The sequence below is a fragment of the Flavobacterium restrictum genome (assembly GCF_007097245.1).
Lineage (GTDB): Bacteria > Bacteroidota > Bacteroidia > Flavobacteriales > Flavobacteriaceae > Flavobacterium > Flavobacterium restrictum.
In genome coordinates this window covers 152,878-167,168 of the sequence record NZ_VJZT01000001.1, presented here as the reverse complement: position 1 = coordinate 167,168, position 14,291 = coordinate 152,878, and the positions used below count along the sequence as shown (strand labels likewise).

The window sequence follows — 14,291 nt, the reverse complement described above, 5'->3', positions numbered from 1 at the left end:
CAAAAAAAGAAAGATAACCTTTGTTTGGATTACAAGAACATTAATTTGTTATATCATACCCAATGACATAAAAATTGGAATTGATTTCAAGTTTACCTTTTTCGGTATTGCTTCCCATTGGGCTCCATTCAGTAGTAGGATTTAGCCATTCTTCTTTTCCGTTCAAAGTCACTTTTACTGGCATTGTAAAACCCGAAACACAATTTGTCCAATGGTAATACAATTGTTTTTCCTTAAAAAAATACTCTAAAACTGGAACTCGAATGTCTCGTAAATATTGGTTGAAAAAGGGGTTCAAATTCAAATCTATTTTATCACTCAAATAATCTTCAATTTGCTTTGTAGTAACCGTCTGATGGTAAAAAGTACTGTTTAATCCTCGCAAAATCAGGCGCCATTTTTGGTCATCATTTACAATTTGGCGAAGCGTGTGTAGCATATTTGCTCCTTTGTAATACATATCGCCCGACCCTTCTTTGTTTACATTATAGGTTCCAATAATGGTATTGGTATTCTCAATATTTTTTCGCAGCCCTTTGATATAAGTACTTGCAGCATCTTTACCGTAATAATATTCCAGAAAAAGACTCTCGGAATAATCCGTGAAACTCTCGTGAATCCACATATCAGCAATGTCTTTGTAAGTGATATTATTAGCAAACCATTCGTGTCCAGATTCGTGAATAATGATATAATCAAATTTTAAACCCCAACCGGTTCCGCTCAAATCACGACCCAAATACCCATTGCCAAAACCATTGCCGTAGGTCACACAACTTTGATGCTCCATTCCTAAATAGGGGGCTTCAACAAGCTTGTAACTGTCCTCATAAAATGGATAAGGGCCAAACCAATTCTCGAAGGCTTTGAGCATCCTTGGCACATCCTGAAACTGTTTTTTGGCTTTAGCTAAATTGTCTTTTAAAACATAATAGGTGCAGTCCAAATCGCCTTTCTCCCCTTTATATTTCTCCGAAAAAGTGGCATAATCCCCAATGTTGATGTTCACACCATAATTATTAATAGGATTGGTAACAACCCAATTGTAGGTTTTGGTTCCGTCTTTGAGTTGCTGTACACTTTGCAAACGACCGTTAGAAACATCAGTCAAATTGCCAGGTACGTTGACACTAATGAGCATTCCCTCCACTTCATCGTACATGTGATCCTTGTTTGGCCACCAGACGCTGGCACCCAATCCTTGACACGACGAGGCAATAAAAGGTTTTCCGTTGGTATCTTTTTTCCAAGTAATACCGCCATCCCAAGGTGGGTTTACCGCAATTTTGGGCTTACCTCCATAAAAAACTGTTAACTCTTTTACAGCTCCTACTTTTTGTGGCGCAACCAACTCTATAAAAAAAGCGTTGCCTTCTCTTTTGTATTTTAAAGGGACACCATCTTGCAAAACTTTATAAATTTCCATAGGATTTTGCAAATCAATTTGCATACTATTGTATTCTTGCAACACTTGATATTTAATCGTGTTAGATCCTGTAATAGTGCTGTCTAACGGATTTACTTTTACATCCAGATGGTAGTATTTTACACCCCACCAAGCCCGTTCTTTGGTAATACTGCCACGCAAAGTATCTTGTCTGGTAAATGCGGCTTCTTTTTTTTCTAGCAATCCTTGTGCGGTTGCAAAATTGCTAATTACCAATAAAAAACAAATAAAAGGAGTGTACTTTTTCATAATAGCATTTTAATTTCTTAATGGGTTTACTTGTACTCCAATACTGCTTATCAAATAGTAATGGTATTAAAAGTGATTCAAGAACAACACGTTTCAAAACCTATAAAACCATAACAATTTTAAGCGCTTTGTTAGCGTCTTCGAAAATACAAAATAAAATGTACAGTGTAAATGATTTCATTTTCATAATTTCAAATTTCGCAAACGCAACGCATTTACGATTACCGAAACCGAACTAAAACTCATTGCCAAAGCCGCAATCATTGGCGAAAGCAAAATCCCAAAAAATGGATACAAAACACCAGCGGCAATAGGAATACCCAATACATTGTAGAAGAATGCGAAAAATAAATTTTGTTTGATATTTCGCATTACAGCGTGGCTTAATTTTTTGGCTTTTACAATGTCTTGCAGGTCCCCTTTTACTAGTGTTATTTTGGCACTTTCAATAGCCACATCAGTTCCTGTTCCCATTGCAATTCCTACATCGGCTTGCGCCAAAGCTGGAGCATCGTTTATCCCGTCGCCTGCCATGGCTACAATTTTGCCTTGTGCTTGTAATTTTTTTATTTCGTTTAGTTTGTCTTCGGGTAAATAACCCGCTTTGAAAGAGGATAAATGTAGTTCATTTGCAACAGCTTTAGCGGTATTTTCATTGTCGCCAGTTAGCATAATTACTGCAACGCCTTGTTGGATTAATTCTTTTATTGCTACTGCACTAGAAGTTTTTATAGCATCAGAAATAGATACAAAACCAACTCCAACACCATCAATTGCAATGTAAGAAACCGTTTTTCCTAATTTTTGTTCGGCTATAATTTTATTTTCTAAATCGGTTGCAACGGTTACTTTTCCGTGTTCCATTAGTTTTTTATTGCCTACTGCTACTTTTTTATTGGCAACAGTTCCTGTAACACCTTTTCCAGCAATAGCTTCAAAATCGTTGACTTTTATTAATGAACAATTTTTTGTTTTCGCAAAATTTACAACTGCTTGCGCCAATGGATGTTCGCTGTATTGGTTTAATGATGCTATGTTTTGCAACAAATTATCTTCCTCATTATTTACAGCATACATTTTTTCTACCGATGGTTTTCCTGCTGTAATTGTTCCAGTTTTATCGGTTATTAACACAGTTACTTTGTTCATATTTTCGAGTGCTTCGGCATTTTTTATCAAAATTCCCATTTGCGCACCTTTGCCCACGCCAACCACTACAGACATGGGTGTCGCTAATCCTAAAGCACACGGACAAGCAATAATTAAAACCGCAATGGCGTTTATAAATGCGTAAACGTATCTGGGTTCGGAACCAAATTTTGCCCAAACAAAAAAGGTAATTATGGAAGTAATAACCACAATTGGCACAAAATATTTAGCAATATTATCGGCTAATTTTTGAATTGGAGCTTTAGATCGGCTGGCATCGTTGACCATTTTCACAATTTGCGAAAGCAGCGTTTCTGAACCCACTTTTTCGGCAAGCATTACAAACGATTTGTTTCCGTTTATGGTTCCAGCAATTACTGAATCGCCGCTTTTCTTGTCCACTGGAATGGGTTCGCCGGTAATCATTGCTTCGTCAATACTGCTTTCGCCATCGGTTATTTTTCCGTCAACTGGTATTTTATCACCTGGTTTTACACGCAATAAATCCCCTTTTTTGATATCGTGAATGGATATTATTTTTTCACTTCCATCGATGACCAAAGTAGCTTCTGTTGGTGCTAACTTCAATAACTCTTTAATTGCACCACTTGTTTGGCTGTGTGCTTTGGCTTCGAGTAATTGTCCTAACAATACCAGGGTCAAAATTACAGTTGTGGCTTCAAAGTAAAGTGATACAGATCCATTGGTATTTTTAAATTCTGTTGGAAATAAAGTTGGAAAAAACAATCCCACTAAACTAAAAATAAACGCTACGCCAGCACCAATACCTATTAATGTAAACATATTCAAATTCCAAGTAATGATGGATTTATAGGCACGAACAAAAAACATCCAACACGCATAAAATACTACGGGAAGAGATAAAAAAAGTTGAACCCAATTAGAATAAATTGCTGGAAGTATTTTGTGCAATGGATTATTTGCCATCATTTCCATCATTGAAATGATAAAAATAGGAATCGTACATGCAACTGACACTTTCATTTTTAGAACCAAATTTTTATATGTTTTGAGTTCTTCAGAATCACTTGGGTTCAGTGGTACTAAATCCATTCCGCATATAGGACAGGCACCCGAATGGTCTTGGATAATTTCGGGATGCATTGGGCATGTAAACAACGCTTTGGTAGTGCTCAATTCGTGGACTTTTTCTAAATTCATGCCACAAACTGGACAATCTCCAACTTTGTCATAATTTTTATCGCCTTCGCAGTGCATGGGACAATGGTATTTTGCATCCAAATCACTAGTAGAAGAAGTAACTTTTTTATCGTTTTTAGATTCTGAATTTAAAGGAGGTTTTTTAGAAGTTGCCTCTAATTTTTCATCAAAATCAGAAATCTGATAGTTACCAATTGCTGAAAGTATTTCTTGAAATTGAGCAATTGGAAGGTGTTTTTGCATTGTAATTGTTGCCCCTTTTGTTTCTAAAAAAACAAGTGCTTCAACACCATCAATTCCGTTTAAAGCTTTTTCTACTTTAGACTTGCACCCATCACAACTCATTCCTGTAATCGTGTATTTATGTGTCATTGGTTTATAGAATTAAAACCAACTTCACCAGTAAGTCATGCAAAGTTGATTTAAATATCTTTGCTAAAATGTAAAACTTCGACAAAGAGTAATGGGTTGAAACTTGACTTTATTTACTTGTAGATTCAGCAACAGGTTCGGTTAATTTCATGCCGCATTTAGAACATTTATCGTTCAATTTTCCTTGAACTTCTGGGTGCATTGGACAAGCAAACCTGCTTTCTGCCATCATTTTTTTAGAAGAACTGTCCTTCATCATTGTCGAGTCGTTCTCTATCGTTGTTCCTTCTTTTGTCATCATAGTCGAATCATTTTTCATCATTTCTGAATTGGTTGTTGTTACTTCTTTAGTTTTTTGGTTGCAAGAAACCATTATAAATGCTGTTACTACAGCTGAAAGGATTATTTTTTTCATTTTTATTTGATTTAAATTACACCTAAATTGTATCGCATAAAAGTACATACGGTTTGTATTTAGAAAGTTACAACTTTAGCTGTTTGATTTGTATTATTTACATTAAAATTATCGAACTGTTTTGCCTTTTACCAAAATAAAGATTTAAAAACCGAATTTGCTTTGGACAAAAGCGGTATAGAAATGTCAAAAAATGATTGGAGCTATTAGGAAAAATAGCGAAGTAGAATAAAATTGGGGTGCTTTTAGTAACTCTCGCCAAAAAGAATACTTTTGGCGAAAGCCAATGCTACAAGACTCAATTTTCCTCTAACTAAAACTAAAGGAAATTAAAAATCTTTGTTGTGTTCATAATCAATGATTAATGCAATTTAGATACTTTTTTTTGATCCACTACAATTGTAAAATCACGAACCAATCTCTCGGTATAATCATTTAGTAATTCCAGAACTCTTTCGTGTTTATTGGACTTTACTATCAAGCCCGCGTGGTAGTCAAGCGGTACCCTGAAACAAACCTCGGGATCCGAAAAAGAGGTTAAATCAGGATGCTGAAACTTGGATAACGTCAACACAATTCCAGCGTATTCTTTCTTGATTTTTGGCAAAATGTATTGGGCTTGTTTGACCATTGCATTCTCGATTGCCGCCCATTCTGCCCAAAGATTCATGTTGGATGCCTCCGCAACCATCTCGGCCAAATGTGCTCCGCCAACTCTTGAGGAAGTCTCTAGAAAATAAATTTGTCCGTCGTCATTGCATTTTATAAATTCGGTGTGAGCAGCACCATGTTTGAGTCCAAAGCCTTTCATAACCGCTTCGTTTACTTTTTTGATGGCTTTATCATCCTCGGAATTATAGGCGATATTTGCCGATCTAAAAACGCCGCCACCTTGCGAAATTTCCATTGGAGTCGCCAAGTATTTCGAGGTCAAACTAAAAATTACTTTGCTCTCTAAATTCAAACTATCGCAATGATACACATCGCCAGGTTTGAATTGTTCCAATAAATACTTGAATCTATTATTCCCCATTTCGTTGATATGAATCCAAAGCGTTTCCTTATCATACACTTTGATAATTCCTGTGGAAGAAGCTTCGGAACGGGGTTTCAAAACCCACGGATCCGAGATGGTATCCGCAAAAGTATTGATATCGTGATCATTAAACAAGGAACAAAAAGCAGGAATGCGAATACCACAACTCTTGGCACGCATTCGCATGGCCAGTTTATCTCGGAAATAGCGTCCCGTGGTTTGTCCCATCCCATCTATCCGAAGATTTTCTCGCAAATAGGTTGCTTTTTCTACATCATAATCGTCTAGAGCTACTATGGCATCAATTTTATTGGATTTCATTAGGTTGCCAACGCCCAGTAATAAATGTTCTAAATTCCAATCGATGTCCTGTCCCGCCATGTAAAAAACTTCGTCTATGTGGTCAAAAGGCCAAGGTTTATCCCGTAATTTCTCCGAGGTAACGAGATAAACGGTATTTCCTAGTTCTTTCAAATGAGTCAAAAAAGCCGCACCCTTAAAATAATTCGAGATGCAAACGAAGGTTTTAGAGTTTTCCATGGTTGAATTGTTATAGAGTTTCAATAAATTTAGTCAATAAATGCACACCATACCCTGTTGCATGTTTACTTTTTGCAAATTCATCATCACCAAAGGCTACGCCAGCAACATCAAGGTGCGCCCAAGCGGGATGTTCCTTGGTAAAATATTCTAAAAATTTAGCGGCACTAATTGCTCCCGCAACGGGTTTGCCACTGTAGTTTTTAACATCGGCAATGTCGCTATCAATATCGGATTTGTAGGCATCCCAAAGCGGTAATGGCCACAAACGTTCTCCTACTGCATCACCTGCTGCTTGTATTTTTTTAGAAATTTCTTGATTATTGGTAAACAAAGCACCACATTCGTACCCAAAAGTTCCAATGCTACTTCCCGTTAAAGTGGCAATATCAACAATATATTCAGGATTAAAATTCTGAATTAAATAGGATAATCCATCCGCCAAAACCAATCGCCCTTCGGCATCCGTATCAATAATTTCAATCGAGTGACCGCTGTAACTGTGAATGACATCGCTTGGCAAAAATGATTTTGCATCTACCGCATTTTCGGCACACGGCACAATCGCGGTAACCTGAATGGGCAATTGCAAATCAGCAATGAGCTGCATCGCCCCAAAAACCGCTCCACCGCCCGCCATATCGCATTTCATGTGCAGCATTCCTGCGGTTTTTATGTTCAATCCTCCTGTATCAAAAGTAATTCCTTTTCCTACTAAACCAACGTGTTTTATTGCATTCACTGCAGCTTTTGGAATGTATTTCATGATGATAAACTGCGGTTCGTTTTCACTGCCTTTACCCACAGCCAAAAAAGCGCCTAACCCAGCAATTTTGGAAGCTTCATAGCCCAAAACCTCGACTTCAAAACCGTATTTTTTTCCTGTTTCTTCGGCCCAATTACTTAAATATTTAGGTGTGACCACATTAGGTGGTAAATCAACCAAATCAAAGGTTTCTAGTTGTGCATTGGCGATTTTTAAGGCTTTTTGAGCAGTTGCCAAATAATCTTTTTCGGTTACTAAATGCAACGTAAAATCGTCCGCTAGAAACGGATGCAAGCTTTTTTTGCTTTTAAAATGCCCCAAATCATACGTCCCCAATTGCAATCCCGAAACGGCGGCTTCCACCTGATTATCCGTAAATTGATCCGGTATGACCAATCGTAAATTCCCCTCAAAATACTCTTTTTGTTTGGAGGCAACCCGTCTAAAAGTAGTTTTCAAGGTTTTATAATCAATGCCTTTTCCTAAACCAATAAAAAGATACAAAACCCCATTCGCATCAGCGAGATAATGGGTATCTTTTTTTCCAAAAAAAACATTTGAAGCTACCGAAACCGTATTGTAAAAAATGATTTCCGAGCTTTTTGAATCGATTTCAAACACTGGAATAAGTATCGTTCCCGAGAAATCTACTAAATTCTGAATAGTATTTATTTTCATTTTCTGATATTTTTTTAAACTAAAAAATTAGGATTTGGGTTGAAAAAACAACCATTCTATCGCCTTTGGAAATTCGTCGCTCCAGTACGTTTCACTATGTTTTCCCTGCATATTAATGCTCAAATTAATTCGTGACGTGTCTTTTACAAACGCATTTTCCATCATATTAACTTTGAATTTTTGCACCTGTTCCAGCATGGTTTCGCTCTCATTGCCGCCTGCGTACAAATACACTTTGGTATCGGTAGCTTTGTTTTTTGGACTGCTGATTTTCAGTTCTGGAACCACCCATAACGAGGGCGAAAAAATCATCAATTTACCATACACTTCGGGATTTCGTAACCCACTAAAAATGCTGACCAAACCGCCCATCGAACTCCCACCTATTCCCGTGAATTCCCGTTCTTTTTTGGTTCTAAAGTTACTATCCACAAAGGGTTTCAAGGTATCGGTTACAAAACGAATGTATTTCTTACCTTCTCCTTTTCCTAAAACAGTTTTACCTACATTGTATTCTTTTACTCGATCTTCTTCGGCATGTTCGATGGCTATAATTATAATTTTTCCAATTTTGTATTCGGACATTACAGCTAGTTTTTTGTCAATCTCCCAATTCCCATATTTTGCTTTTTCATTGAATAAATTTTGAGCATCTTGCAAGTACATTACAGGATATCGTTCGTCTGTTTTGTCATAATCATGCGGCAATAACGCCCATATTTTTCTGGTTTTATTGAGCTGCGGAATCTCAAATTCATCCGAAATAAGGTGTACTTGTGGCAAAAACGATTGTTTAAACGGCAACCAGTTTTTACGCCATCTAGGAACATGTTCTTTTTGAATGCCAAGGTGTATTTTGGTCGAACGATTCTCGGTACGATTTCCGTTATTGTCAATTTCAACTTCACTCCAATCGCCTTTGGTAAACTTATAGAAGAGTTTTGACGGATACACAAAATTAGGAGGAAAAATAAATTTATAATAATAAATACCCAGTTGCTCCATAACAAAATCAGGGTCTTGCGTACGCCAATTATTAAAATTTCCCGAAATATAAACAGGGCGTAAATCATCTTCATCGGTCGTTAAAATGATTTGAAGTCCCGCTTGCATCGGTTTTTCTGCTGAACTCATCTCTTGCATCGTGGCATTTGTGTTTTTGAAATAAAAAGTAAATATAGTGGATTGCTTTTTGAAAAAAAAGAAAAAACAAAACCCAATAGCAAATCAATTCGCTACTGGGTTTTGGAATATTTCATTGAAAAAATTTGGTTTCGAATCTTATTTTAAATCAAAACGAAAGATCTTTATTTCTGACGACTTTTCAAAACTTGAACTACATCTTCCAATTGAAATCCTTTGGCTTGCAAAAGAATTAAGTAATGAAAAAGTAAATCGGCACTTTCACTCAAAAACAAATCGTCATTATCGTCTTTGGCCTCAATCACCACTTCTACGGCTTCCTCACCCACTTTTTGAGCAATTTTGTTGATGCCTTTTTCGAATAAAGAGGCAACGTAACTTTTTTCGGAATCGGCATTTTCTCTGCGTGTTTTGATGGTACTTTCTAAAGTTGAAATAAACCCATATTCCTGATTGTTAGCTTCTTGCCAGCACGTATCTAAACCTGTATGACACGTTGGTCCTTCTGGTCGCACTTGTATCAAAAACGTATCATTATCACAATCATTTTTGATAGAAACCAAATGCAAAAAATTGCCACTTTCCTCGCCTTTTGTCCAAAGTCTTTGTTTAGATCGGCTGTAAAAAGTTACTTTTTGAGTGTCCAACGTCTTTTGATAGGATTCGGCATTCATATACCCGAGCATCAAAACATTTTTAGTTTCGCTATCTTGAATAATCGCTGGAATCAATCCGTGTGCGCTTTTTGAAAAATCTATTTCCATTTTTTTAAGTCTAAAGTTGTAAAGTCGAATGTCTTACAGTAAAACTAAATTCGAACCTCAATATTATTATTTTTTAATGCTGTTTTCAATGTTTTAATTTCAATTTCCTTAAAATGAAATACGCTTGCCGCCAATGCCGCATCGGATTTTCCTTCGACAAAGGTATCTACAAAATGCTGGATATTTCCCGCTCCACCTGAAGCTATAATCGGAATATTTACTAATTTAGATAATATTGCCAAAGCTTCATTCGCAAAACCGTTTTTAGTTCCATCGTGATTCATTGAAGTAAACAAGATTTCTCCTGCTCCTCTTTGCTCCACTTCTTGTGCCCAATCGAATAATCGAATTTCAGTTGGAACCTTTCCTCCAACCAAATGCACCATCCACTCACCGTCAATTTGCTTGGCATCAATAGCCACAACTACACATTGGCTACCAAATTTCCGTGCCAAATCGTTTATCAACTGCGGATTTTTGACTGCCGATGAATTGATCGAAACCTTGTCAGCTCCGTTTTGCAGCAAAACTTCCACATCTGAAACTGCCGAAATTCCACCACCAACCGTAAACGGGATATTGATTGTTGCCGCTACTTTTCGAACCAAATCAATCAGGGTACTTCTGCGTTCCTCCGTGGCCGAAATATCAAGAAAAACCAATTCATCAGCACCTTCATCCGAATAGATTTTGGCTAATTCCACAGGATCTCCCGCATCGCGCAAATCTACGAAATTAACGCCTTTCACGGTTCGCCCGTTTTTAATGTCTAGGCAGGGGATTATTCTTTTTGTTAACATTTTTTTGTTTTGTTTCGCCGTAGAGACGTTGCATTGCAACGTCTCTACATTGTTAAAATATAATTTTCCAATTGTTTCAACGTAATTCTTCCTTCGTAAATCGCTTTGCCAATTATGGTTCCTTCGCAACCCAATTCGGCTAGTTTAGGCAATTCGTCAAAGGTAGAAATTCCACCGGAAGCAATTAATTTTATCTCGCCTCTCGACTGCGCTCGAGGTGACACACTCGAAGTGACAGAACACTGATTGATAATTTTTTTATACAAATCAAAACTTGGACCTTCTAACATTCCGTCTTTGGCAATGTCCGTACAAATTACGTACTGAATTCCTTTGTTTTGGTAATCCTGAATAAACGGAATCAAATCTTCATCAGAATCTTCCAACCATCCCGAAACGGCTACTTTTTCGTTATTCGCATCTGCTCCCAAAATGATTTTATCAGAACCATATTCTGCAATCCATTTTTCGAAAATAGCCCTGTTTTTCACAGCAATACTTCCGCCTGTAATTTGATTGGCACCAGATTCGAAAGCAATTTTTAAGTCGGAATCCGATTTCAAACCACCACCAAAATCAATTTTCAATTTGGTTTGCGTGGCAATTTGTTCCAATATTTTATAATTGACAATTTTACTGGATTTTGCGCCATCCAAATCCACCAAATGCAAATATTCGATTCCGTGTGCTTCGAATGATTTTGCTACTTCAAGCGGATTTTCGTTGTATATGATTTTGGTATTGTAATCGCCTTTTGACAAGCGAACACATTTTCCGTCGATGATGTCTATTGCGGGTATTATTCTCATTTATATAAGTCTTAAAGTTTGAAAGTCGAAAGTCTTAAAGTTCTCAACTTAATTTATAATTTTAAAAAATTCCCAAGAATTTGTTCTCCAACATCCCCACTTTTTTCGGGGTGAAATTGCGTTCCGTAGAAATTATCCTTTTCCAATGCCGATGAATATGCCAATTCGTAATTAGTTGTAGCAATGGTTTCAGCACAAAGTGGCGCATAAAAACTATGCACCAAATACATATATTCGTTCTCGGCAATTCCTTTGAAAAGTTCCGATTTCAAGTTATAAATGTTGTTCCAGCCCATTTGTGGCACTTTTACTTTTGTAGAAAACTTGACAACATTTACATCAAAAATTCCCAATCCTTTTGTGTTTCCTTCTTCCGAAGAATTGCACATCAATTGCATTCCCAAACAAATTCCAAAAACAGGTTGCGTAAGCGTTGGAATCAATGCGTCTAAACCGCTTTCTTTTAGCATTTTCATAGCATAACTTGCTTCTCCCACTCCTGGAAAAATCACTTTATTCGCTGCTTTTATTTCGTCAGGATTATTGCTCAAAACGGCTTTATATCCTAATCTTTCGATGGCAAACATAATGCTTTGAATGTTTCCTGCTCCGTAATTTATGATAACAATTTTCATTTTATTCTTGGCTTTTGGCTTTTGGCTTTTGGCTAATTGCCAATAGCTAAAAGCCCTTTACAACATTCCTTTTGTACTCGGCAAAATCATTTTCTCTGGATCACGTTTTACGGCAACTTTTATTGCTTTGGCGAAAGCCTTGAAAATAGCCTCGATTTTGTGGTGTTCGTTGGTTCCTTCGGCTTTGATGTTGATGTTGGCTTTTGCTCCATCCGAAAAAGATTTGAAGAAATGATAGAACATTTCTGTTGGCATTTTACCCACCATTTCGCGTTTGAATTCGGTTTCCCAAACCAACCAGTTTCTACCACCAAAATCAATTGCTACTTGTGACAAACAATCGTCCATTGGCAAACAAAAACCATATCTTTCAATTCCTAATTTGTTTCCTAATGCTTTGGCGAAAACTTCTCCCAAAGCAATTGCAGTGTCTTCGATTGTGTGGTGTTCATCGACTTCTAAATCGCCTTTTACCAAAATCTCCAAGTCCATTTGTCCGTGACGGGCGATTTGATCGAGCATGTGGTCGAAAAAAGCAATTCCTGTTTCGATTTTACTTTTTCCAGTTCCATCAAGGTTTAAGTTGATATAAATATCGGTTTCATTCGTTTTTCTAGTGATAGAAGCTGTACGTTCTTCTAATTTCAAAAACTCATAAATGGTTTTCCAATCCGTAGTTTGCAAAGCAATAACATTGTCCAATTCGTGTCTTTTTGACGAAATTTCGTCACTTCCCAATTTTTCGTCATTGCTGATAAAAATGGCTTTTGAACCCAAGTTTTTAGCCAATTCCACATCGGTTATTCTGTCACCGATTACGAATGAATTTTCTAAATCGTATTCGGGATTATTAATGAATTTGGTCAACATTGCTGTTCCTGGCTTGCGAGTTGGGACATTTTCGTGAGGAAATGTTTTGTCAATCAGAACATCACTAAAAACAACGCCTTCATTTTCGAAAGCTTTCATCACCAAATTATGCACGGGCCAAAAGTTGGCTTCTGGATGTGAATCGGTTCCCAAACCATCTTGATTGGTAACCATCACCAATTCAAAATCCAATTCGGCAGCAATTTTTCCCAGATATTGAAAGGCTTTTGGGTAAAATTCTAATTTTTCAAAACTGTCCAATTGATAATCATTTGGTTCCAAAACCATTGTTCCGTCACGGTCTATAAAAAGTATTTTTTTCATTTTATTATTTTATTTTCAGAGCTAAAGTCTATAGCCACAAAAGGGTTGGTAAAAAAGTACGTCTAAATTTCGATTTAAGACTGGATTTTAAATACAAAATCAAGTTTCAGTTTATGACCGAAACCAAATTCTAATTGCTGTTAGTAAATAATTATTTATTCTTTTTTTTGTTTCTATTCTTTTTACAGTATAAATATATCATATCAGATGTATCTATTGTTTTATCTCCAAGTTCAAGTGCTTTATAAAAATCCTCACAAGCACTTATTGTTTGTTCATTTGTTGGTTCTAAATTACCTTTTGAAGTATGTGTATTAATTTTAGCATTACCTCGATTAGCATATGCTTCCATATAATTTGGATTTAACTCTATTGCTCTATCATAATCGCTAATAGCTTTCTCAAAGTCTAAACTATTACTATAAGCTGTTCCTCTATTAAAAAATATTTGAGCTACAGTTGGATTTAATTCTATGGCCTTGTCATATAAAGGAATTGCTTCTTTAGATACGAATCGACCAGTCATTTCAGCTGCTTTATTGACTAACTCCATAAACTCATCAGAATATTCGGCTTTCCCATTTCGAAAATAAAATTGTCTTGTTAAATTTCCTTGATAATCAAATTCAAAATAAGGACCAGTTTGAACTCCATTATCAAAATTCAATTCTACCCGTTTAATCCCACTTTGATAATATACAATCCATGTTCCGTTTTCTTTATTGTCTACAAAATTACCTTCCTGTTTTAAAGTTCCATTTTCATAAAATTCTTTTGAATGACCATGTGGATAAGCATTCTTATAATATTTTTGTGACATTATATTGCCGTTTTGGTAATATTGAATTCTCAAATCATCAAGTTTTCCGTTAATTAAATTACCTGTTCCTTTAATCTTACCATCATCAAACTTTTCTTCAAATTTACCTGTAAAAGTTATCGTATCACCTTTTTTTGACCAAAGTCCATTAACTCTTTCCAATTCATTAATATTAATTTGTCCAATAGCCGATAAACAAGAAAGAAAAAATAATCCAAAATAAATGATTGTCCTCATACAGTATGTTTTTATAATGTATCCTAATAGTTTTTAAAAACTGTCAGGTACAAAA

12 protein-coding genes are annotated in these 14,291 nt (G+C 36.2%); all 12 read right to left on the bottom strand.

The features are described 5' to 3' along the window. Window positions 1-40: 40 nt before the first annotated feature. A complete protein-coding gene (locus FNW21_RS00750) occupies window positions 41-1,696 on the bottom strand; it encodes a M1 family metallopeptidase (RefSeq protein WP_144254816.1) in 1,656 nt (551 codons plus the stop codon). A 183-nt stretch (window positions 1,697-1,879) separates the two neighbouring features. After that, window positions 1,880-4,399 carry a heavy metal translocating P-type ATPase gene (locus FNW21_RS00745; protein WP_144254815.1) on the bottom strand — a complete coding sequence of 840 codons (2,520 nt, stop codon included), beginning with the start codon at window positions 4,397-4,399 and terminating at the stop codon, window positions 1,880-1,882. 109 nt (window positions 4,400-4,508) lie between these two features. Beyond that, entirely contained in the window at window positions 4,509-4,814 is a 306-nt protein-coding gene (locus FNW21_RS16485) for a heavy metal-binding domain-containing protein (protein WP_144254814.1), read from the bottom strand. Between the two features lie 361 nt (window positions 4,815-5,175). Further along, the gene (locus FNW21_RS00735) at window positions 5,176-6,390 is read right to left on the bottom strand and encodes an ATP-grasp domain-containing protein (RefSeq protein WP_144254813.1); all 1,215 of its coding nucleotides are present in this window, start codon (window positions 6,388-6,390) and stop codon (window positions 5,176-5,178) included. 10 nt (window positions 6,391-6,400) lie between these two features. Continuing rightward, complete coding sequence (locus tag FNW21_RS00730) at window positions 6,401-7,834, bottom strand: leucyl aminopeptidase family protein (RefSeq protein ID WP_144254812.1); 1,434 nt, start codon at window positions 7,832-7,834, stop codon at window positions 6,401-6,403. 27 nt (window positions 7,835-7,861) lie between these two features. Beyond that, window positions 7,862-8,968, bottom strand: coding sequence for an alpha/beta hydrolase-fold protein (locus FNW21_RS00725; protein ID WP_235889567.1), 1,107 nt, complete (start codon window positions 8,966-8,968; stop codon window positions 7,862-7,864). 173 nt (window positions 8,969-9,141) lie between these two features. Continuing rightward, window positions 9,142-9,741: a bifunctional phosphoribosyl-AMP cyclohydrolase/phosphoribosyl-ATP diphosphatase HisIE gene (hisIE, locus tag FNW21_RS00720; RefSeq protein ID WP_144254810.1), complete on the bottom strand. Its 600-nt coding sequence runs from the start codon at window positions 9,739-9,741 to the stop codon at window positions 9,142-9,144. Window positions 9,742-9,785: 44 nt separating this feature from the next. Further along, a complete protein-coding gene (gene hisF, locus FNW21_RS00715; RefSeq protein WP_144254809.1) occupies window positions 9,786-10,541 on the bottom strand; it encodes an imidazole glycerol phosphate synthase subunit HisF in 756 nt (251 codons plus the stop codon). Between the two features lie 44 nt (window positions 10,542-10,585). After that, window positions 10,586-11,350: a 1-(5-phosphoribosyl)-5-[(5-phosphoribosylamino)methylideneamino]imidazole-4-carboxamide isomerase gene (hisA, locus tag FNW21_RS00710; RefSeq protein WP_144254808.1), complete on the bottom strand. Its 765-nt coding sequence runs from the start codon at window positions 11,348-11,350 to the stop codon at window positions 10,586-10,588. Window positions 11,351-11,403: 53 nt separating this feature from the next. Continuing rightward, window positions 11,404-11,985: an imidazole glycerol phosphate synthase subunit HisH gene (gene hisH, locus FNW21_RS00705; protein WP_144254807.1), complete on the bottom strand. Its 582-nt coding sequence runs from the start codon at window positions 11,983-11,985 to the stop codon at window positions 11,404-11,406. Between the two features lie 57 nt (window positions 11,986-12,042). Then, window positions 12,043-13,179 carry a bifunctional histidinol-phosphatase/imidazoleglycerol-phosphate dehydratase HisB gene (gene hisB / locus FNW21_RS00700; protein ID WP_144254806.1) on the bottom strand — a complete coding sequence of 379 codons (1,137 nt, stop codon included), beginning with the start codon at window positions 13,177-13,179 and terminating at the stop codon, window positions 12,043-12,045. A gap of 151 nt (window positions 13,180-13,330) precedes the next feature. Beyond that, complete coding sequence (locus FNW21_RS00695) at window positions 13,331-14,236, bottom strand: toxin-antitoxin system YwqK family antitoxin (RefSeq protein ID WP_144254805.1); 906 nt, start codon at window positions 14,234-14,236, stop codon at window positions 13,331-13,333. Window positions 14,237-14,291: the final 55 nt, after the last annotated feature.

Excerpts from the sequence above, each read along its gene's own strand:
- FNW21_RS00750 (WP_144254816.1), bottom strand. The coding sequence starts at position 1,696 with ATGAAAAAGTACACTCCTTTTATTTGTTTTTTATTGGTAATTAGCAAT.
- FNW21_RS00745 (WP_144254815.1), bottom strand. The coding sequence starts at position 4,399 with ATGACACATAAATACACGATTACAGGAATGAGTTGTGATGGGTGCAAG.
- FNW21_RS16485 (WP_144254814.1), bottom strand. The coding sequence starts at position 4,814 with ATGAAAAAAATAATCCTTTCAGCTGTAGTAACAGCATTTATAATGGTT.
- FNW21_RS00735 (WP_144254813.1), bottom strand. The coding sequence starts at position 6,390 with ATGGAAAACTCTAAAACCTTCGTTTGCATCTCGAATTATTTTAAGGGT.
- FNW21_RS00730 (WP_144254812.1), bottom strand. The coding sequence starts at position 7,834 with ATGAAAATAAATACTATTCAGAATTTAGTAGATTTCTCGGGAACGATA.
- FNW21_RS00725 (WP_235889567.1), bottom strand. The coding sequence starts at position 8,968 with ATGAGTTCAGCAGAAAAACCGATGCAAGCGGGACTTCAAATCATTTTA.
- hisIE (WP_144254810.1), bottom strand. The coding sequence starts at position 9,741 with ATGGAAATAGATTTTTCAAAAAGCGCACACGGATTGATTCCAGCGATT.
- hisF (WP_144254809.1), bottom strand. The coding sequence starts at position 10,541 with ATGTTAACAAAAAGAATAATCCCCTGCCTAGACATTAAAAACGGGCGA.
- hisA (WP_144254808.1), bottom strand. The coding sequence starts at position 11,350 with ATGAGAATAATACCCGCAATAGACATCATCGACGGAAAATGTGTTCGC.
- hisH (WP_144254807.1), bottom strand. The coding sequence starts at position 11,985 with ATGAAAATTGTTATCATAAATTACGGAGCAGGAAACATTCAAAGCATT.
- hisB (WP_144254806.1), bottom strand. The coding sequence starts at position 13,179 with ATGAAAAAAATACTTTTTATAGACCGTGACGGAACAATGGTTTTGGAA.
- FNW21_RS00695 (WP_144254805.1), bottom strand. The coding sequence starts at position 14,236 with ATGAGGACAATCATTTATTTTGGATTATTTTTTCTTTCTTGTTTATCG.